Raw genomic sequence first — 19,868 nt, forward strand, 5'->3', positions numbered from 1 at the left:
AACGGCCACGTCGCCCCATGGAAAAGGGGCGGTCGCTGTGTGCGGTCAAGGGATCGTTTGTAGTGCGTCGTTGAGGCATGAAGCAAATGACGGTCGTTGCTCAACGAACTGACGAGCTCTCGTTGTTCCGGGAGATACGGGCGGGGGTGGTGCCGTGTTCCGGACCGGCTCGGCAGCGAGTGTCCGAGCAGGATACGACGCACGTAGATGATCTGTGTGCCGCTCTCGCCAACGGACCTGGGCCGAACGGGTGAGCACCCGGTGAGAAGCAGGTAACCAGGGCGCGTCTGTGTCGACGGGAGGCGTGTTCATGTCGATGCAGGTCGCGTCCGTGTCGAGGCGGGCGCGGAGCGTGGCCGGAAGCCATCCCCTCCGGGCGCTGATACCCTGGTAGCCCGTGGACCGGTGGGCAAGAAACCCCCGAACCGCAGCGACGGCGCCTCCGGAAAAACCCGGGTTCACCGGGCGGGCAGCCGCACCGCACCCCAGACCGCGACCACGGGAGCCCCCTCTTGGCCATGCCGCCCGCTGCTTTCCGAAACAGCAACACCACGACGACCAAGCACATCTTCGTCACCGGGGGTGTCGCCTCCTCACTCGGCAAGGGCCTCACCGCCTCCAGCCTCGGCATGCTCCTCAAGGCGCGGGGCCTGCGCGTCGTGATGCAGAAGCTCGACCCGTACCTGAACGTCGACCCCGGCACGATGAACCCCTTCCAGCACGGTGAGGTGTTCGTCACCAACGACGGCGCGGAGACCGACCTCGACATCGGCCACTACGAGCGCTTCCTCGACCGCGACCTGGACGGCAGCGCCAACGTCACCACCGGCCAGGTCTACTCGACGGTGATCGCCAAGGAGCGGCGCGGCGAGTACCTGGGCGACACCGTGCAGGTCATCCCGCACATCACCAACGAGATCAAGCACCGCATCCGGCGCATGGCGACCGACGAGGTCGACGTCGTCATCACCGAGGTCGGCGGCACGGTCGGCGACATCGAGTCGCTGCCCTTCCTGGAGACGGTCCGCCAGGTCCGCCACGAGGTCGGCCGCGACAACGTGTTCGTCGTCCACATCTCGCTCCTGCCGTACATCGGCCCCTCGGGCGAGCTGAAGACCAAGCCGACCCAGCACTCGGTCGCGGCCCTGCGCAACATCGGCATCCAGCCCGACGCCATCGTGCTGCGCTCCGACCGCGAGGTGCCGACCGCGATCAAGCGCAAGATCTCGCTGATGTGCGACGTCGACGAGGCCGCCGTGGTGGCCTGCCCCGACGCCCGCTCGATCTACGACATCCCGAAGACCGTGCACAGCGAGGGCCTGGACGCCTATGTCGTCCGCAAGCTGGACCTGCCGTTCCGTGATGTGGACTGGCGGACCTGGGACGACCTGCTCGACCGCGTCCACAACCCACTGCACGAGATCAACCTCGCGCTGGTCGGCAAGTACATCGACCTGCCCGACGCCTACCTCTCGGTCACCGAGGCGCTGCGCGCCGGCGGGTTCGCCAACAAGGCCCGCGTGAAGATCAAGTGGGTCACCTCGGACGACTGCAAGACCCCGGCGGGCGCCGCCAAGCAACTCGCCGACGTGGACGCGATCTGCATCCCCGGCGGCTTCGGCGACCGCGGTGTGTCCGGCAAGGTCGGCGCCATCCAGTACGCCCGCGAGCACAAGATCCCGCTGCTCGGCCTGTGCCTGGGCCTCCAGTGCATCGTGATCGAGGCCGCGCGCAACCTGGCCGGCATCGCGGACGCCAACTCCACCGAGTTCGACGCGGCCACCGGCCACCCGGTCATCTCCACCATGGCCGAGCAGCTCGACATCGTCGCCGGCGAGGGCGACATGGGCGGCACCATGCGCCTGGGCATGTACCCGGCCAAGCTCGCCGAGGGCTCCATCGTGCGCGAGGTCTACGACGGCAAGGAGTACGTCGAGGAGCGCCACCGCCACCGCTACGAGGTCAACAACGCCTACCGCGCCGAACTGGAGAAGAAGGCCGGCCTGCAGTTCTCCGGCACGTCCCCGGACGGCAAGCTCGTGGAGTACGTGGAGTACCCGCGCGAGGCCCACCCTTACCTCGTCGCGACCCAGGCCCACCCCGAGCTGCGCTCCCGCCCGACCCGGCCGCACCCGCTCTTCGCGGGCCTGGTCAAGGCGGCCGTGGCACGCAAGACGGGCAAGTAGTACGAGGGTTGTACGGTGACCGGGGTGCGCGCCTTCAAGAGGTGTGCACCCCGGCCGTATGTGGACGGCCGGTCCGTGACATTCCTGTACGTGTGGTTCGGGTACGTGTGGAGGGACAGCGCATGACGATCAAGGACACCCCGGAGGAGTGGGAGATCAGGGCGACCGTGACCCCCTTCGTGGGCAACAAGACCTCCGTGCGCACCGACGACGTGGTCATGCCCGACGGCACGGTCGTGCACCGCGACTACCAGGTCCACCCCGGCTCCGTGGCGATCCTCGCCCTGGACGAGGAAGACCGGGTCCTGGTCATCAAGCAGTACCGCCACCCCGTACGGCAGAAGCTGTGGGAGATCCCGGCCGGACTGCTCGACATCCCCGGTGAGAACCCGCTGCACGCCGCCCAGCGCGAGTTGTACGAGGAGGCGCACGTCAAGGCCGAGGACTGGCGGGTGCTGACCGACGTCTACACCACGCCCGGCGGCTGCGACGAGGCCATCCGCATCTTCCTGGCCCGCGATCTCTCCGAGGCCGAGGGACAGCGCTTCGAGGTCGAGGACGAGGAGGCCGACATGGAGCACGCGCGTGTGCCCGTCGACGACCTGGTCCGCGGGGTCCTCGCCGGCGAGCTGCACAACAACTGCCTGGCCGTCGGCGTCCTCGCCCTGGTCGCCGCCCGGCACGGCGACGGCCTCGCCGCGCTGCGCCCCGCCGAGGCGCCGTGGCCCGCGCGTCCCTTCGAGTCCTGAACCCACCCCTCACCCACACCCCGCCCACCCCTCACCCACCTCTCATCCTTTCCGCCTCTTTCGGCGTCCTCCGGTGTGACGATCGGCTGATCCGATCGGGGGACGTGCCCGCCGCGCTCCGCACGGTTGGTCGCAGAGCGTGAACTAGGCTCTGGAATCACCCGATCCGGAGTCCCGGCGGGCTATGCGCGTGCAGTGGGACGGGAGTGTGGCCCGTGACGGATCAGGCGGTGGACACCGGCGGCGTGAGGCTGTCCGAGGACACTTCTCCCGAGGGCCAATTCCTGGGCCGCGCAAGAGAGTTGAAGGAGCTCCGCGCCGACATCGAGCGCGCGGGCCTGGACACCATCGCGGGCCGCAAGGCCCCTCGCGCGCGGGTCCTCCTCATCGCGGGCAAGCCCGGCTCCGGCCGCAGCGCCCTTGCGGAGGAACTCGTCCGACAGGTCGCTGACCGTTACGACGCCGGTGTGTTCCGGGCGCGGCTGAGCGAGCCCGACGGCACCCCCGTCCCCACCGAGCGCACCGCCCGCGAACTCCTCACCGCCCTGGAGCTGCCGACCCCGGCCGGCGCCTCCGAGGACGACCTCTCGGACGTCCTGCGCGAGGCCCTCACCGACCGCCGGGCGCTGCTCCTGCTCGACGACGCGGCCGATGCCGAGCAGGTCGACGCGCTGCTGCCGGACTCCCCGGACTGCCTGGTCGTCGCCGTCTCCGGCGGCCCGCTCACCGGCATCGCCGACGTCCGCCCCTGCACCCTGGGCGGCCTCGACACCAAGTCCGCACTGGAACTCCTCACCCGCTACACCGGCGCGGTCCGGATCACCGTCGACCCGGTCGCCGCCGAGGGCCTCGTCGAGGTGTGCCGCGCCCAGCCCGCCGCGCTGACCCTGGCCGGCGGCTGGCTCGCCGCCCGCCCGCAGGCCGCCGTCGCCGACCTCGCCAAGCACCTGCACGCCGAGAGCGACGAGGGCACCCCCCTGAGCCGCGTCTTCCGGCTCGTCTACGGCTCGCTGCCCAGCCCCGCCGCCCGGATACTGCGACTGCTCTCCCTCGCCCCGGCCGGCCTGGTCGACCCGCAGACCGCCTCCGCGCTCGCCGGCTGCTCCGTCAACGGCGCCCGCACCACCATGGACGACTTCGTCTCTGCCGGCCTGCTGCGGGCCCTGGACTCGCCGCTGCCGCAGTACGAGGTCCCCGGCTGCCTCCAGCCGCTCCTGCACGCCCTCGCCGAGACCCACGACCGCCCGGCGGAACTCCAGCTGGCCCGCGCCCGCATGCTGGAGCGCACCGTACGGCTGCTCCAGTCCTGCCGTGCCATCACCGAGACCGACAGCCCCCAGGCCCGCGAGAAACTCCTCGGCACGCCCCGCGCTCTGCGCTTCCCGACCCCCCGCGCCGCCGCCGACTGGCTGAGCGTCCGCCAGCCCGCCCTGCTCGCCTCCGCCCGCCTCGCGGTCGCCGACGGCGAACTCGACACGCTGGCCCGCCGGTTGATGTCCCAGCTGGTGCGGGCGATGGTCGCCCACTTCGGCACCCAGGCCGCCGCCCCCGAGCTCTACGGCATCCACCGCCTCGTCCTCGACGTGGCCGAGCGGCGGAACCTGCCCCGCGAGAAGGCCGCCGCGCTGCTCAACCTCGCCGATCTGGACGCGCAGACCGGCCGTACGACCGAGGCGCTGGCGCGCTACCGGGCCGCGCTGGACGCCGGACGCGAGGCGAACGACCCGTATGCGACCGGCCGCGCGATGGAATCCGTAGGCGGCGCGCACCAGGAGCTCGGCGACCACGACCGGGCCGCCGACTGGTTCGGCCGCGCGCTGGCCCAGCGGCAGGCCCGGGACGAGCGCGTGGACGCCGCCCGGCTCTACGGCCGGATCGGCGCCGCGCACACGTATGCGGGCCGCTACGGCGAGGCGCTCAGGAACTGGCGGGCCGCCGTCGCCGGACATCGCAAGAACGGCGATGTGGCCGCCCAGGCAAGGGCGTTGAGCGAGCTGGCGCGGGTCCAGGAGTACGCGGGCCGCCCCGAGGAGTCGCTCGCCACCTGCCACGAGGCCGTCGAGTGGGCGCGCCGCGCGGAGGACGTACGGCTGCAGGCGGCGCTCCAGCTGCGGCTGGCCGACACCCTCGACCGGCTCGGCGATCCGGCGTCCGCCGCGCTGCACCGGGGGACGGCCGAGCGGATGCTGGGCGAGGAGCTTCTGGAGGGCGATTCCGCCCCCGAAACCCCGGAATCCACCTCCGAACCTCTGGAACAAGACGCTAACGCCTGCGAAATCCGTAGTACATCCGCAGAAGATTGATGCATTGAAAGGCTAGACACGGAGAACACCTTCATTAGACTGGCTCTGCCGCACCTTCTCCTGCGGTCTCCCGGTGCGCTCATGCATGTCCGGGTATGAGATGTATTGCCCCACACCCTCTGAGCCAAGGACCGTGATCGACGTGAAGGTCGGCATCCCCCGCGAGGTCAAGAACAACGAGTTCCGGGTGGCCATCACCCCCGCCGGCGTGCACGAGCTGGTGCGCCACGGCCACCAGGTCTTCATCGAGCAGAACGCCGGCGTCGGCTCCTCGATCACGGACGACGAGTACGTCTCGGCCGGCGCGCAGATCCTGGCCACGGCCGACGAGGTCTGGGCCACCACCGACCTGCTGCTCAAGGTCAAGGAGCCCATCGCCGAGGAGTACCACCGCCTCCGCAAGGACCAGACGCTCTTCACGTACTTGCACCTGGCCGCCTCGAAGGAGTGCACCGACGCGCTCGTCGAGTCCGGCACCACGGCGATCGCCTACGAGACCGTCGAACTGCCGGGCCGCGCCCTGCCGTTGCTCGCCCCGATGTCCGAGGTCGCGGGCCGGCTGGCCCCACAGGTCGGCGCCTACCACCTGATGCGCTCGGTCGGCGGCCGCGGTGTCCTTCCCGGCGGTGTCCCCGGCACGCAGCCCGCGCGCGCCGTCGTCATCGGCGGCGGGGTCTCCGGCTGGAACGCCACGCAGATCGCCGTCGGCATGGGCTTCCACGTCACGCTGCTCGACCGCGACATCAACAAGCTCCGCGAGGCCGACAAGGTCTTCGGCACCAAGGTCCGGGCGATCATGTCCAACGCCTTCGAGCTGGAGAAGGCCGTCCTGGACGCCGACCTCGTCATCGGCGCGGTGCTCATCCCGGGCGCGAAGGCACCGAAGTTGGTCACCAACGAACTCGTGTCGCGGATGAAGCCCGGAAGTGTTCTTGTCGACATCGCGATCGATCAGGGCGGCTGCTTCGAGGACTCGCGCCCGACGACCCACGCCGAGCCGACCTTCCCGGTCCACAACTCGGTCTTCTACTGCGTCGCCAACATGCCCGGCGCGGTGCCCAACACGTCGACCTACGCGCTCACCAACGCGACGCTCCCGTACATCGTGGAGCTCGCGAACCGCGGCTGGGCCGACGCGCTGCGACGTGATCCTGCTCTCGCCAAGGGTCTCAACACCCATGACGGCAAGGTGATTTACCGCGAGGTCGCCGAGGCGCACGGACTGGAGCACGTCGAGCTGGAATCGCTGCTCGGCTGACTCTGTCGACTAAGTCACCGTTCGGCAAAAGGCGATACGTCAACACAGGTCGTCAACACCGCACGCCCGGCCGGACCTTGCTCGACAGGTCCGGCCGGAAGTGTGTGTATGGTCACTTTGCGGCACTCGGTCAACTCGCCCCGAACGTAACCCTTGAACCGATTCGTGCACCGGTGGAACCTGCCGTGCGACTGCCGTACGCCCTTGACAGAGGGATGTTTCATTGCCGACACATCGGGCCGGGTCCGGCGGATTGTGTTGCTGCGGACACCCGACACGCCATAGAGTCGCCGAACGTCGGCATGGTGCCACGCTGACCTATCGAGAAATTCCCTGGTCACCAAGGAGGTAAGACGACTTGTGAATGAGTCGACATTTTCTCCCGGGGGTGGTCAACCAGGAATGCCTGCAAAGGGCCAGGAGCCCGCGGGGTTCGAGGCTGTCGGCTCCGTCGCGGTGCGTACCTTCGCAGCCCACCAGGGTCACCACAAGCCAGGGGTGACTCAGCCAGCACACCAGAGCATGGATGGCCATCACGTGAACGCCATGGCCGGCGACGGAAGGGGCGCGCCCCGCAACCAATTCGCCGACTACGACGAACTGCCCGACGGGCACTTCTACGACCCCGACGCCGAGTACGAGCCCGATCCCGAGTACGCGGCCACACTCGCGCCCGACGCTGCCCGCCAGCGCCGTGAGCGCGTGGGCCCGACCGGACGCCCGCTGCCCTACTTCCCGATCCCGGGTCCGCTGACCAGTCACGGCCCCGCGACGATCATCGCGATGTGCAACCAGAAGGGCGGCGTCGGCAAGACCACGTCGACCATCAACCTGGGTGCCGCGCTCGCGGAGTACGGCCGACGCGTACTGCTCGTCGACTTCGACCCGCAGGGCGCGCTGTCGGTCGGACTGGGCGTCAACCCGATGGAGTTGGACCTCACCGTCTACAACCTGCTCATGGAGCGGGGCATGTCGGCCGACGAGGTACTCCTCAAGACAGCTGTCCCGAACATGGACTTGCTGCCCAGCAACATCGACTTGTCGGCCGCCGAAGTGCAGTTGGTGAGCGAGGTCGCGCGCGAGTCCACCCTGCAGCGGGCGTTGAAGCCGCTGATGGCCGACTACGACTACATCGTGATCGACTGTCAGCCCTCCCTCGGCCTGCTCACCGTGAACGCCCTGACGGCGGCTCACAAGGTGATCGTGCCGCTGGAGTGCGAGTTCTTCGCGCTGCGCGGAGTCGCGTTGCTGACGGAGACCATCGAGAAGGTCCAGGAGCGCCTCAACCCCGAGTTGGAGCTCGACGGGATCCTCGCCACGATGTACGACTCCCGCACCGTGCACAGTCGTGAGGTGCTCGCGCGCGTGGTCGAGGCGTTCGACGATCACGTCTACCACACGGTCATCGGGCGCACGGTGCGCTTCCCGGAGACCACGGTCGCCGGTGAGCCGATCACCACGTACGCCTCCAACTCCGTCGGTGCCGCCGCCTATCGCCAGCTCGCCAGGGAGGTGCTCGCCCGGTGTCACGCCGAGTGAGTCTGCCGGGGGCCGACGAACTGTTCCGTACGACAGGGGGGATGGCGCTTCAGTCGTCCACCCCCAGGAGCCGGGCCAACGGCGAGGCCCGGGTGCCGGCTCCGGCGGGGGAGAGCGATCCCACCGCCGGGGAGGACGCCCCGCAGTCCGTACCCGCCCAGGGCGGTGACGGAGAGGGTGCCGAGCACGTCGCGGCGGACTCGGACGGCGGTGAGTCCCGCAGCCGGTCCGCGGACGGCTCAGGACGACGTCAGGAGGCGCAGGAAGGTTCTGCCCAGCCTCGGAAGCAGCGTCAGCGGGCGCAGGCCAACCGTCGGCCCAGCGGGCGGGAGCGGCACGACGAGAAGATCACCGTGTACGTCTCCGCCGAGGAACTCATCGACCTGGAGCACGCGCGTCTGATGCTCCGCGGCGAGCACGGCCTTGCGGTCGACCGCGGTCGGATCGTGCGCGAGGCGGTCGCCGTCGTCCTGGCCGATCTGGAGTCCCGCGGGGACGCGAGCATTCTCGTACGTCGGCTTCGCGGGCGGTAGCGGTAGCCTGCGGGGGCCATGACCTCGAACGACGCTCCCGCATCCGGCGCCCCCGCCGGCCGTCGGCGTGCCCTGGGCAAGGGGCCGGGTGCGGCGCCTGAGCCCGAGGCGCAGGTCGCCGTGGCGGAGCCGGAACCCGAGGTCGTCGTAGCGGAGCGGGTGCCTGAGGCCGTCGTAGAAGAGCCTGTGGCGGCTGTTGCGGAACCCGAAGCGGCCGAAGAGGCCGATGACGGGGTCTTCAAGGTTCGGCTCGTGAACTTCGAGGGGCCGTTCGATCTGCTCCTCCAGCTGATCTCGAAGCACAAGCTCGATGTGACCGAGGTGGCGCTGTCCAAGGTCACCGATGAGTTCATGGTGCACATCAGGGCGATGGGGCCCGACTGGGACCTGGATCAGACGACCGAGTTCCTCGTCGTCGCGGCGACCCTGCTGGATCTGAAGGCGGCGCGGTTGCTGCCCTCCGCAGAGGTCGAGGACGAGGCCGATCTCGCGTTGCTGGAGGCGCGGGATCTGCTGTTCGCGCGGTTGTTGCAATACCGGGCGTACAAACAGATCGCCGACATCTTCAACCGGCGGCTCGACGACGAGGCCCGGCGCTATCCCCGGACCGTCGGGCTCGAACCGCACCACGCCGAGCTGCTGCCCGAGGTCGTCATCCGGATCGGGCCCGAGGGCTTCGCCAAGCTGGCCGTGAAGGCGATGCAGCCCCGGCCCAAGCCGCAGGTGTACGTCGATCACATCCACGCGCCGCTCGTCAGCGTGCAGGAGCAGGCCGGGATCGTGGTCGCGCGGCTGCGGGAGCTCGGCGAGGCCAGCTTCAGCGTGCTCGTGGACGACACCGACGACACCCTGACCGTCGTAGCGAGGTTCCTGGCCCTTCTGGAGCTGTACCGGGAGAAGGCCGTCGCGCTGGACCAGGAGACCGCGCTCGGGGATCTGATCGTGCGCTGGACCGGTGGGGAGGGGGAAGGCGAGCCGGTGGTGACGGACGAGTTCGACCGGCCGCCCGAGCCGCCCAAGGAGACCAAGGAGGAGTCGGCGTGAGCGAGGAGACCACGGGCGTACCGGCGAGCCCGTCCGGCGTCGCGGAGCTCGACCTCAAGCCCGCCCTGGAGGCCGTCCTGATGGTCGTGGACGAGCCCGCGACCGTGGAACACCTCGCGAAAATACTCCAGCGGCCCAAACGGCGGATCGCGGACGCGTTGCGTGAGCTGGCCGACGAGTACACCGTCCAGGGGCGCGGTTTCGAGCTGCGGCTGATCGCCGGGGGCTGGCGTTTCTACTCCCGGCCGGAGTACGCGCCGGCCGTCGAGGGCTTCGTCCTGGACGGGCAGCAGGCCCGGCTCACCCAGGCGGCGCTGGAGACCCTGGCGGTCGTCGCGTACCGCCAGCCGGTCAGCCGCAGCAGGGTCTCGATGGTCCGCGGAGTCAACTGCGACGGTGTGATGCGCACCCTCCTGCAGCGGGGTCTGGTCGAGGAGGCGGGCACGGAACCCGAAACAGGTGCGATCCTGTACGTGACGACGAACTACTTTCTGGAGCGGATGGGCCTGCGCGGCCTGGACGAGCTCCCGGAGCTCGCGCCCTTCCTCCCTGAGGCTGAGGCGATCGAGGCGGAGACGCTGGAAGGGGTCCCGTCGTTCGATCCGGATGCACCGGATGCAGATGCAGACGAAACGACGACGACGGAACTTTGATGCGAAGCAGTGGCAGTGGCAGCAGTGGCGGCGGCGGTAGGAGCGGCGGGCGCGGCAACCCCCGCGGGACCGGCGGGGGCGGCAGTCCCCGGGGTTCCGGTGGGGGCGGCGGCGGCCGTGGCTCCGGCGCGGGCAACTCCCGGGGTGCCGGTGGGGGCGGCTCCCAGCCGAGGGGCGCGGGAGGCCGCGACGACAAGCCGAAGCGCGCCGGGAAGCCGCGTCCCGAGGAGCGGCGCTACGACGTAGGCCCCACGGGATCCCATGAAGGTCCCAAGTCAGGGCGGGGTGCCTCCGCGCGCGGTGGTGCCAAGGGCGGCCCCAAGCAGAGCCAGGACACCGGACGCGGGCGCTGGGCGCCGGCGACCTCGCGGGAGTACGACGCGCGGGCCGAGGAGCGCAACCGGGAGCGGTACGCGGGCAAGAAGGACATCAAGCCGCCCAAGACCTTCCCGGGCGCCGAGCAGGAGGGCGAGCGGCTGCAGAAGGTCCTCGCGCGCGCGGGCTACGGCTCCCGGCGCTCCTGCGAGGAGCTGATCGAGCAGTCCAGGGTCGAGGTCAACGGCGAGATCGTGGTCGAGCAGGGTCTGCGGGTCGACCCGGAGCACGACGAGATCAAGGTCGACGGGCTGACGGTGGCGACGCAGTCGTACCAGTTCTTCTCGCTGAACAAGCCCGCCGGTGTCGTCGCGACGATGGAGGACCCCGAGGGCCGGCAGTGCCTCGGCGACTACGTCACGAACCGTGAGACGCGTCTTTTCCACGTCGGGCGGCTCGACACCGAGACCGAGGGTGTGATTCTGCTCACCAACCACGGCGAGCTGGCGCACCGGCTGACCCACCCCAAGTACGGCGTGAAGAAGACCTACCTCGCGCACATCGTGGGCCCGATCCCGCGCGACCTGGGCAAGCAGCTCAAGGACGGCATCCAGCTGGAGGACGGGTACGCGCGTGCGGACCACTTCCGTGTCGTCGAGCAGACCGGCAAGAACTACCTGGTCGAGGTGACCCTCCACGAGGGCCGCAAGCACATCGTGCGGCGCATGCTCGCGGAGGCCGGCTTCCCGGTCGACAAGCTCGTGCGGGTCTCCTTCGGCCCGATCACCCTGGGCGACCAGAAGTCGGGCTGGCTGCGACGGCTGTCGAACACCGAGGTCGGCATGCTGATGCAGGAAGTCGATCTGTAGATCCTGCCTGCTTAGGGCTCGCTTGTGACGGCCGGTTCCGGGTTTCTCCGGGGCCGGCCGTTTCGTTTTCGTCGTTTTCCTCGGGCGCTGGGGGTTGTGCCGGACCGCGGTCACTCTTTATGGTCGAACTGACCATTAAGGGGGGGTGGTTGCTCATGACCACAACACCGGGCTACGACAAGTACGCCTTCGAACCTTTCGCCGTCACCGCCGACCTCGCCGTCCTCACGATCCGCGCCGGCGCCCTGCACGTGCTGCTCGTCGAGCGCGGGCAGGAGCCGTACGCCGGGCACTGGGCGTTGCCGGGTGGCTTCGTGGCGCCGGACGAGTCCGCGGAGACGGCCGCCCGGCGTGAACTCGCCGAGGAGACCGGCCTGTCGGACGTCTCCGGGCTGCACCTGGAGCAGCTGCGCACCTACAGCGAGCCCGACCGCGACCCCCGGATGCGGGTCGTCACCGTCGCCTTCGCCGCGCTGCTGCCCGACCCGCCCGAGCCGCACGCGGGCAGCGACGCGGCGCAGGCCCGCTGGCTGCCGTACGACGCGATCGGGCCGCTCGCCTTCGACCACGACCGGATCCTGGCCGACGCGCACGAACGGGTGGGCGCCAAGCTGGAGTACAGCTCCCTCGCCACCGCCTTCTGCTCGCCGGAGTTCACGCTCGGGGAGCTGCAACAGGTCTACGAGACCGTGTGGGGCGCGGAGTTGGACCGCCCGAACTTCCGCCGCAAGGTGCTCGCGACGCCGGGTTTCGTCGAACCGGTGCTGGGCGGGGCCAAGTTGACCGGCGGTCGCGGCAAACCGGCGGCGCTGTACCGCGCCGGGACCGCCACCGCCCTGTATCCACCGCTGCTCCGGCCGACCCGGGAAGGACGTCTCGCATGACCTCGACCACCGTCAACAAAGGTGCTGCCACCGGGGCGTTGATCGGCCTCGCGCTCGGGGACGCGCTGGGCTTCCCGACCGAGTTCAACGACGTGCCCGGCATCCTTGCCAAGTGCGGTCCTTGGCGGGAGATGGAGTTGCCGAAGCCTGCCTTCGTCACCGACGACACGCAGATGACGCTGGCCTTGGGGCGGGGGCTGCGAACTGCCATGGAACGGGGGCTGCTTGGGCCCAAGCGCATGGAACGGCCGGTGCGTGAGGAGTTCGTGGACTGGTACCAGTCGCCGGACAACAACCGTGCCCCGGGCCGGACTTGCCTCGTCGCCTGCAACCTGCTGAAGGGCGAGGGGCGGGTGTGGCAGGACGCCAGCCAGATCGGCTCGAAGGGCTGCGGCGCCAACATGCGCGTCGCGCCGGTCGGGCTGATCCCCGGGCTGGACGACGACCAGCGGTCCGGTGCCGCCCAGTTGCAGTCCGCGCTGACCCACGGCCACCCGACCGCCCTCGCCGCGTCCGACCTCACCGCGCATGCCGTACGGCTGCTCGCGCAGGGTGCGGAACCGACCGGGCTGGTCGGGCTGCTGCGGTCGTACGCCGTCGAGAACCGCACCCGGTACAACCACCGTTGGCTGGGTGACCTGTGGACGCGCAGCCAGGACCCCACGCCCGAGCACTTCATCGCGCGCGGCTGGGACGAGTGCCTGGAGATACTCGGCCGGCTCGACGAAGCCTTACGCGCCGTCTCCCCGGAGACCGACCCGTGCCTGGCCACCGGCGCGGGCTGGATCGCCGAAGAGGCGCTGGCCACCGGGCTGTTGTGCTTCCTGCTCTTCGTCGAGGAGCCGGTGACCGCGTTGCGGCGAGCGGCCTGTACGTCCGGTGACTCGGACTCGATCGCTTGTCTCGCGGGGGCGTTCGCGGGGGCGCATCTCGGGGCGGATGCCTGGCCCGAGGAGTGGGCGGGGCGGATCGAGTACCGGGAGGAGTTGTTGGGGCTGGGGGCACTTTGGGATGCCTGACGCATCGGTGCCGTGTCTGACGCCGGTGGAAGGTGTCAGACGGTGGGCGTATCGTGGCAGGCATGAGTAAGACGAAGCGCAGGCGTGTGCCGGTCCGGGAGCTCTCCCGGCACACTGCGGCTCTGTTGGACGCTGTGGCGGCGGGCGAGTCGATCGAGGTCACGCGGGACGGGGTGCCGGTCGCCATACTTTCTCCGCTGGAGCCGGCCGAGCGGGACATCCGTGCCGCGATCGCCATCGGCCTGCTCGACGCCTCGGTCATGGACGAGGGACACGGCGTCGAGGCCACGGACGCGCTGGAGCGGCTGCGCGCGGTCAGGCGGGACGCGGAGGGGCGTGGTCCCACCGCGGAACTGCTCGCTCAGCGCGAGGAGGAGACGCGGTGACGCTGCTCTACCTCGATGCGTCGGCGATCGCCAAGCTGCTGCGGGCCGAGGCGGAGACGACGGCGCTGGAGCAGTGGATCGGACAGCACGGCGGAATGCGCCGTGTCGTCACCTGCGACCTGGCGCAGACCGAGGTGCGGCGGCTGCTACATCGGCTCGGTGCGGACGAGGTCGAGCGCTCAGCGGCCGAGGCGCTGCTGAACTCCGTCGCCCGCGTTCGCCTCACGCCCGAACTGATGGCGGAGGCCGGGGACTTGGCGCCGAACACCTCGTTGCGCAGCCTCGACGCGATCCACACTGTGGCGGCCCTCAAGCTCGGTCATGGGGTCAGCTGGTTCGTGACGTACGACAAGCGTCAGGGTGAGGCCGCTGCCGAGGCGGGGTTGCCGGTGGCGTCACCCCGCTAGGGCGTCGGCGGACGCGCGGCGGACCCCGATCAGGAAGTCCTCCACCCGGCGTCGGTCCGGCTCAGCCGGGAGCGGGGTGTGGGTCGCCGCCTCGTCCGTCTCCGTTGCCAGGCGGGTCATCCAGGACTCGACCTCCGGCCAGGGGACTTCGCCGCGCTTCACCGCGAGGAGCGGGGCGCGTTGGTCTCCGACGTCGATCTTCAGGGTGCCCGTGCGGAGCAGGTCGCGGGCGCTGGTGAGGAGGCGGAGGAGGTGCATCGCGTGCTTCCAGCGCGGGGCGCCGTGCGTGCGGATGTCGACCTCCAGCTTCTTCCGCTGGCCCAACGCGTAGCGCGTGAACGTCTCGTGGACCTGGCGGGAGAGGAACGCGCCGCGCAGGGCGAGGAGTTCGCGGCCCGTGTCGTCGATGTGCTCGACGAGGGGGGAGTGGAGGCACTCCAGGATGTTCGGGTTGGCACGCAGGGCCAGTTCGCAGAAGCGCTCCAGCTCCCAGCTGAACTGTTCCTCCGCCGGGCCCTCGATGTGCGTCGGCGGTTTCTCGAAGCGCCAGAAGAGGGGAGTGGGGGCCACGAACACGCCCCGGCGATCCGTGTCGCTGCCGTCCGTCGCCAGGCCGAAGGCGCGTGAACCCATCACGCAGGCGTAGATCGTGTGGTCACGGACCAGGTTCTCGAACGGCATTCCCGGAGCGTACGTGGCAACTCACGCCAGGCGGATCGAATTTCCCTCCACCTTGATCTGCTCGGCGGGCAGCGGCTTCGGCGCCGGTCCTGCCTCCACGGAACCGTCCGCGATGCGGTACTTGCTGCCGTGGCACGGGCAGTCGATGGTGCCGTTCGCTACGGTGCCGACCGTGCAGCCCTGGTGGGTGCAGATCGCCGAGAAGGCCTTGAACTCGTCCTTCTTCGGCTGCGTCACCACGATCTTCTGGTCCTTGAAGATCTTGCCGCCGCCGACGGGGATGTCGGAGGTCTTCGCCAGCTCCTGGCCGCCGGTGGCCTTCACGGACGACGAGCCCGAGGAGTCGTTGCTGTCGCCGTACTTGCTGCAGCCCGCGGTGAGCGCGGCGGCCGCACCCGTCGCGAGGACCGTGCGGCGCGTCGAGCTGTCGGTCATGTAGTCACTCCGAGGGAGGTGTGTGGTCGCTTGGTCGCTACGACCGTGGTCATGTCGTCACTCCGACCGTGCGGAAGAACCAGAGCGCGGATGTCAGCCAGATCAGCGTGAGGGCGGTGAAGACCAGTCCGCCGACGACCGGCAGCAGCCAGCCGGGCAGCCGCTCCGAGCGGAGCAGCAGCATCTTGGCACTGAAGGCGCCGAAGAACGCGCACCCCAGGAGGGAATGCCACATCACGCGTGTCGAGTACGTCTGGTAGCCGAACGCGTAGAGGCAGTGCACCGCGACCGGCACCGCCACCAGGAACGCGATCCGCCCCGACCAGCGGTGCAGCGTCGCCGACCAACTCGGGCCCGGCAGCCTGCCGTAGACCATGAAGGCCGAGACGACCTGGACGAGGGCGAAGAAGAACGCGGTCGTCGCGAGCCAGGACTTCACCGCGCCCGTGCTGCTGAAGCCGGCGAGGTTGAAGGCGGTGCCCGCCGGGTCGTGGACCTTGCCGTAGACACCGAGGCCGACCGCTACGGCGGCGGCGACCAGGGCCGGGACCAGGTAGCGGGCGGGGCTGTCGTGGGGGCGGGCGGGCGGTCGCGGGGGGTAGGACTGGGTGGCGGCGTTCGGGTCGGCGGTCATGATCGGCTCCCTGAGGCGGATGGTGGGTCAGGGGGTGACGGGTCGTGCCGTGAGCTGTTGGCCGTCGACCGTGACCGCGCCGGTCTCCGGGTCGATGCGGGGTGCGGAGGCGGCCTTGCCGTCGCGGGTGACGATGCCGGTCTGGCGGCCGTTCGGCAGCACGATCCAGCCGCCGTCGATCTTGGCACCGCGCACCTTGGCGGTCGCGCGCCACAGCCCGGACGGCTTGACGGCCTTGTCGGCGGTGAACGTGTACGGGCGGCCCTCGTCCTTGACGGTGCCGGTGATCTTCTTGCCCTGCTCGATCCTGCCGTCGAGTACGGCGCCGTTCGGGGCGGTGAGTTTCATGCTGCCGTTGTTGTTGACGCGGCCCCTGAGCCAGGCCTCCTTGTAGCGGCCGTCGCAGAAGTAGGCGACCGCCTTGCCGTCACGGACGGAGACGGCGACCGAGGCGGCGTCGTCGTCGGTGCGGCCGGCGTAGTTGGCGTTCGCGACGGGCGGCACGGATGGCTTCGACGGCGTTGGGCTGGGTGTGACGGATGGTGTCGGTGACGTCTTCGCCGGCGATTTCGGTGACGCGGACGGCGATGCCTCGCTGTACGAGGACGACGCGGTCTTCGTTCCCGACGTCGCGTTGAGCGTCAGCATGAACAGGCCCAGCACCAGGCCCGCCAGAAGTGTGAGCAATGGTCCAGGACGCTTCACTGTGGCCCTCCCCCGAGGCGTGCTTCCAGCCCATGAGAGCGGACTCGGGGCCGTGGGTAAAGAGGCATACCGGGATGATCTCACCCCAAGTAGCGGAACGGGACGGTTCGGGTGACATTGGCAGGGTTCGAGGCCGGGCCCCGACCAGCGGCCGGCCGCTCTCGAAAGGTGCGAGCCATGGCGGGCAACGATCTCGGCAGCCTTCTCGGTGGTCTTCTGGGGGGAGTGGGCGGAGGGGGTCAGGGCGGCTCCGGTAGCGGCAACATCCTGGGTGCGCTGCTCTCCGCTCTCGGCGGGAGTCAGGGCGGTGCCAGTAGCGGAGGCAATCCGCTGGGCGGGCTTCTGGAGATGCTCACCAAGTCCGGGCTCGCCGAGCAGAAGGACTCCTGGGTCGGCACCGGGCAGAACCAGTCCGTCACCGGCGAGCAGATCCAGCAGGCGCTGCCCGACGAGACGTTGCAGAAGGTCGCCGAGCAGGCCGGTGTCACCCCGCAGCAGGCCGCGAGCGACCTCGCGCGGACGCTGCCCCAGGCCGTCGACAAGCTCACCCCGGAGGGGCAGGTGCCGCAGGCCGCCTCGCTGGAGGAACTGGTCCGGCAGCAGTCCCTGTGACCCGTCTCGGTGGGCGGGCGCCGAGCACTGGTACGGGAGGGGCTGACTAGGCTGGTTGTACAAAGAGCCGGGTTGTACATCAGCGAGGAGTCAAGTCGTGGCGGTACGAGCGGTCCGGGGCGCCGTCCAACTGGAAAGGGACGACGCCGGGCACATGGACGAGCAGGTCGGAGCGCTGCTCACCGCCGTCCTGGAGCGGAACGGCCTCACCGCCGACGATCTGATCAGCGTCTGGTTCACGGCCACGCCCGATCTGCACAGCGACTTCCCGGCGGCCGCCGCCCGCAAGCTCGGAAGCGGGTTCGCCGACGTGCCGCTGATCTGCGCGCAGGAACTCGACATCGAGGGTGCGATGCCCCGCGTGGTCCGCATCCTCGCGCACATCGAGTCCGACCGGCCCCGTGCCGACATCGCGCACGTGTACCTCGGCGCGGCGGCCGCCCTGCGCAAGGACATCGCGCAGTGAGGACCGCCCTCGTCATCGGTACCGGGCTCATCGGTACGTCCGCCGCGCTCGCCCTTGCCTCACGCGGGGTCGTGGTCCACCTCGCCGACCACGACCCCGAGCAGGCCCGTACGGCGGCCGCGCTCGGTGCCGGTACCGACGAGGCGCCGGACGGGCCCGTCGACCTCGCGATCGTCGCCGCGCCGCCCGCGTTGGTGGCCGGGGTACTGGCCGACGCGATGCGGCGGGGGGTGGCCCGGGGTTACCTCGACGTGGCCAGCGTGAAGGGTGGTCCGCGGCGGGAGTTGGAGTCGCTGGGGCTCGACCCGGCGGTGATGTCCAGGTACATCGGTTCGCATCCCATGTCCGGGCGCGAGAAGTCGGGTCCGCTGGCGGCGACCGGCGATCTTTTCGAGGGCCGCCCGTGGGTGTTGACGCCTACGCGTGACACCGACACCGAGGTGTTGAACCTCGCGTTGGAGCTGGTGTCGCACTGCCGTGCGGTGCCGGTCGTCATGGATGCCGATGCCCATGACCGGGCCGTCGCGCTCGTCTCCCATATGCCTCATCTGGTGTCCAGCATGGTCGCCGCGCGGCTGGAGAACGCGGAGGAGGCTGCCGTACGGCTGTGTGGGCAGGGGATTCGGGACGTGACCCGGATCGCCGCGTCAGATCCCCGGATGTGGATCGACATCCTCTCCGCGAACCCGGGGCCCGTCGCCGATCTGCTCACCGATGTCGCCGGGGATCTGGAGGAGACGGTTCGGGCCTTGCGCGCGCTGCAGTCCGCCGATGACGGTAAGCGGCGGGAGGGTGCGGGCGGGATCGAGGACGTGCTGCGGCGCGGGAACGCGGGGCAGGTCCGGGTGCCCGGCAAGCACGGGTCCGCTCCGCGGGTCTACGAGGTTGTGGCTGTGCTGATCGACGACCAGCCGGGGCAGTTGGCTCGGATCTTCGCGGATGCGGGGATGGCGGGGGTCAACATCGAGGACGTACGGATCGAGCACGCGACCGGGCAACAGGCGGGGCTTGTGCAGTTGTGGGTCGAGCCGAAGGCCGCGCCGGTGTTGACTGCGGCGTTGCGGGAACGGGGCTGGGCGATCCGGCAGTAGGTGCGGGGGTGTGGGGGCGGGCGTCTTCTGGGGGCTCCGCCCCCAGACCCCCATCGGCCCTGAAGGGGCCTCCTCCTCAAACGCCGGACGGGCTGAACAATGCGGGCCTGCGTCGAGAGGGTGCCGGGCGGGCTGGGTGTGCGCGGCCCGCGTCCAGCAGCAACCGTCCAACCGCCCAGGCTCCAGGCAGCCCGAAGAACCCCACCCCGTGTCAATCAGCAACCCTCCGACCCCCCAGCCCGATCTCGCCGGACCAGTGTCGACAAGGGGCGGCCGGACGAGTGACGCGCACCCAGTAACCTTGTGCGGGGCGCACTCGCGACCCCGCCCCGCTCACCACCCCGCACCAGGAAGGTGTCCTCCCGTGGAAAACGGCGCCGCCCGGACCGCTCCGGCAGTGATTGTCGCCATCGACGGCCCCTCCGGCACGGGCAAGTCGAGCACGTCGAAGGCCGTGGCCGCGCAGCTCGGGCTGAGCTACCTGGACACCGGGGCGCAGTACCGGGCGATCACCTGGTGGATGGTGAACAACGGGATCGATCTCACCGACCCCACCGCCATCGCCGCCGTTGCCGACAAGGCGGAGATCATCTCCGGGACGGACCCGGCGAACCCGACGATCAGCGTCGACGGCGTGGACGTGGCCGGGCCGATCCGGACCCAGGAGGTCACCTCCAAGGTCAGCGCGGTCAGTGCCGTGCCCGAGGTGCGGGCGAAGATCACCGAGTTGCAGCGGTCGTTGGCCGCCGGCGCGGAGCGGGGGATCGTCGTCGAAGGGCGGGACATCGGTACGACCGTGCTGCCCGACGCCGATCTGAAGATCTTCCTCACCGCATCCCCCGAGGCGCGCGCCGCCCGGCGGAGTGGTGAGCTGAAGGGCGCCGACGTACAGGCCACGCGCGAGGCGCTGCTGAAGCGGGACGCGGCCGACTCCTCGCGCAAGACCTCGCCGCTCGCGAAGGCGGACGACGCGGTCGAGGTGGACACCTCCGACCTCACGCTCCAGCAGGTCATCGAGTGCGTCGTCACCCTCGTCGGGGAGAAGCGGGCAGCGAAGTGACTGCACCTACGGAGCGCGGGGCCGAGATCGGGCGGCGCA

General features: G+C 70.1%; 21 protein-coding genes. 17 read left to right on the forward strand and 4 right to left on the reverse strand.

Features of this window, described 5'->3' with window-relative positions; genetic code table 11:
• Positions 1–518 precede the first annotated feature (518 nt).
• The 13 genes from OG504_RS40670 (at position 519) to OG504_RS40730 (ending at position 14,145) form a co-directional block, all read left to right on the forward strand.
• Entirely contained in the window at positions 519–2,186 is a 1,668-nt protein-coding gene (locus tag OG504_RS40670; protein ID WP_366436263.1) for a CTP synthase, read from the forward strand.
• 122 nt (positions 2,187–2,308) lie between these two features.
• The gene (locus tag OG504_RS40675) at positions 2,309–2,935 is read left to right on the forward strand and encodes an NUDIX domain-containing protein (protein ID WP_405994258.1); all 627 of its coding nucleotides are present in this window, start codon (positions 2,309–2,311) and stop codon (positions 2,933–2,935) included.
• A 215-nt stretch (positions 2,936–3,150) separates the two neighbouring features.
• Positions 3,151–5,238: a tetratricopeptide repeat protein gene (locus OG504_RS40680; RefSeq protein ID WP_405994259.1), complete on the forward strand. Its 2,088-nt coding sequence runs from the start codon at positions 3,151–3,153 to the stop codon at positions 5,236–5,238.
• A gap of 142 nt (positions 5,239–5,380) precedes the next feature.
• Positions 5,381–6,496: an alanine dehydrogenase gene (gene ald / locus OG504_RS40685; RefSeq protein ID WP_033286319.1), complete on the forward strand. Its 1,116-nt coding sequence runs from the start codon at positions 5,381–5,383 to the stop codon at positions 6,494–6,496.
• A 402-nt stretch (positions 6,497–6,898) separates the two neighbouring features.
• The gene (locus OG504_RS40690; protein ID WP_405994260.1) at positions 6,899–8,035 is read left to right on the forward strand and encodes a ParA family protein; all 1,137 of its coding nucleotides are present in this window, start codon (positions 6,899–6,901) and stop codon (positions 8,033–8,035) included.
• On the forward strand, positions 8,020–8,568 hold the full coding sequence (locus tag OG504_RS40695) for a hypothetical protein (protein ID WP_078652812.1): 549 nt from the start codon (positions 8,020–8,022) through the stop codon (positions 8,566–8,568). The genes OG504_RS40690 and OG504_RS40695 overlap by 16 nt, the downstream gene beginning before the upstream one ends.
• Positions 8,569–8,586: 18 nt before the next feature.
• Positions 8,587–9,612 carry a segregation and condensation protein A gene (locus OG504_RS40700; RefSeq protein ID WP_405994261.1) on the forward strand — a complete coding sequence of 342 codons (1,026 nt, stop codon included), beginning with the start codon at positions 8,587–8,589 and terminating at the stop codon, positions 9,610–9,612.
• Positions 9,609–10,265 (forward strand): SMC-Scp complex subunit ScpB, encoded by a 657-nt coding sequence (gene scpB / locus OG504_RS40705; RefSeq protein WP_033286240.1) that lies wholly within the window; start codon positions 9,609–9,611, stop codon positions 10,263–10,265. Before OG504_RS40700 ends, scpB begins: the two co-directional genes overlap by 4 nt.
• A complete protein-coding gene (locus OG504_RS40710) occupies positions 10,265–11,449 on the forward strand; it encodes a pseudouridine synthase (RefSeq protein ID WP_405994262.1) in 1,185 nt (394 codons plus the stop codon). The genes scpB and OG504_RS40710 overlap by 1 nt, the downstream gene beginning before the upstream one ends.
• Before the next feature lie 155 nt (positions 11,450–11,604).
• A complete protein-coding gene (locus tag OG504_RS40715) occupies positions 11,605–12,333 on the forward strand; it encodes an NUDIX hydrolase (protein WP_405994263.1) in 729 nt (242 codons plus the stop codon).
• Positions 12,330–13,352, forward strand: a complete 1,023-nt coding sequence (locus tag OG504_RS40720) for an ADP-ribosylglycohydrolase family protein (RefSeq protein ID WP_405994264.1) — start codon at positions 12,330–12,332, stop codon at positions 13,350–13,352. The genes OG504_RS40715 and OG504_RS40720 overlap by 4 nt, the downstream gene beginning before the upstream one ends.
• A 62-nt stretch (positions 13,353–13,414) precedes the next feature.
• The gene (locus OG504_RS40725) at positions 13,415–13,738 is read left to right on the forward strand and encodes a type II toxin-antitoxin system Phd/YefM family antitoxin (protein WP_405994265.1); all 324 of its coding nucleotides are present in this window, start codon (positions 13,415–13,417) and stop codon (positions 13,736–13,738) included.
• On the forward strand, positions 13,735–14,145 hold the full coding sequence (locus OG504_RS40730) for a type II toxin-antitoxin system VapC family toxin (protein ID WP_405994266.1): 411 nt from the start codon (positions 13,735–13,737) through the stop codon (positions 14,143–14,145). Before OG504_RS40725 ends, OG504_RS40730 begins: the two co-directional genes overlap by 4 nt.
• On the opposite strand, the gene OG504_RS40735 is transcribed toward OG504_RS40730, so the two are convergent.
• From OG504_RS40735 to OG504_RS40750, 4 genes are read right to left on the reverse strand one after another with little or no spacing between them, the layout of a single operon-like run.
• Positions 14,134–14,826, reverse strand: a complete 693-nt coding sequence (locus tag OG504_RS40735; protein ID WP_405994267.1) for a DNA polymerase beta superfamily protein — start codon at positions 14,824–14,826, stop codon at positions 14,134–14,136. The two genes, OG504_RS40730 and OG504_RS40735, sit on opposite strands and share 12 nt — an antisense overlap.
• Positions 14,827–14,847: 21 nt before the next feature.
• Positions 14,848–15,261: a Rieske (2Fe-2S) protein gene (locus OG504_RS40740; RefSeq protein WP_327405121.1), complete on the reverse strand. Its 414-nt coding sequence runs from the start codon at positions 15,259–15,261 to the stop codon at positions 14,848–14,850.
• A 49-nt stretch (positions 15,262–15,310) separates the two neighbouring features.
• Positions 15,311–15,895, reverse strand: a complete 585-nt coding sequence (locus tag OG504_RS40745) for a DUF6529 family protein (RefSeq protein WP_405994268.1) — start codon at positions 15,893–15,895, stop codon at positions 15,311–15,313.
• Positions 15,896–15,922: 27 nt separating this feature from the next.
• Positions 15,923–16,600, reverse strand: coding sequence for a hypothetical protein (locus tag OG504_RS40750; protein WP_405994269.1), 678 nt, complete (start codon positions 16,598–16,600; stop codon positions 15,923–15,925).
• A gap of 177 nt (positions 16,601–16,777) precedes the next feature.
• Here OG504_RS40750 and OG504_RS40755 point away from each other — a divergent pair, with 177 nt between their 5' ends.
• The 4 genes from OG504_RS40755 to cmk all read left to right on the forward strand — a co-directional run bounded on the left by OG504_RS40755 (position 16,778) and on the right by cmk (position 19,829).
• The gene (locus tag OG504_RS40755; RefSeq protein WP_405994270.1) at positions 16,778–17,212 is read left to right on the forward strand and encodes a YidB family protein; all 435 of its coding nucleotides are present in this window, start codon (positions 16,778–16,780) and stop codon (positions 17,210–17,212) included.
• A 97-nt stretch (positions 17,213–17,309) separates the two neighbouring features.
• Positions 17,310–17,678 (forward strand): chorismate mutase, encoded by a 369-nt coding sequence (gene aroH, locus OG504_RS40760; protein ID WP_405994271.1) that lies wholly within the window; start codon positions 17,310–17,312, stop codon positions 17,676–17,678.
• A complete protein-coding gene (locus OG504_RS40765; protein WP_318015439.1) occupies positions 17,675–18,769 on the forward strand; it encodes a prephenate dehydrogenase in 1,095 nt (364 codons plus the stop codon). Before aroH ends, OG504_RS40765 begins: the two co-directional genes overlap by 4 nt.
• Positions 18,770–19,133: 364 nt before the next feature.
• Positions 19,134–19,829 carry a (d)CMP kinase gene (gene cmk, locus OG504_RS40770; protein WP_390165021.1) on the forward strand — a complete coding sequence of 232 codons (696 nt, stop codon included), beginning with the start codon at positions 19,134–19,136 and terminating at the stop codon, positions 19,827–19,829.
• Positions 19,830–19,868 lie beyond the last annotated feature (39 nt).

The organism is Streptomyces sp. NBC_00986, from assembly GCF_045162565.1.
Classification (GTDB): domain Bacteria; phylum Actinomycetota; class Actinomycetes; order Streptomycetales; family Streptomycetaceae; genus Streptomyces.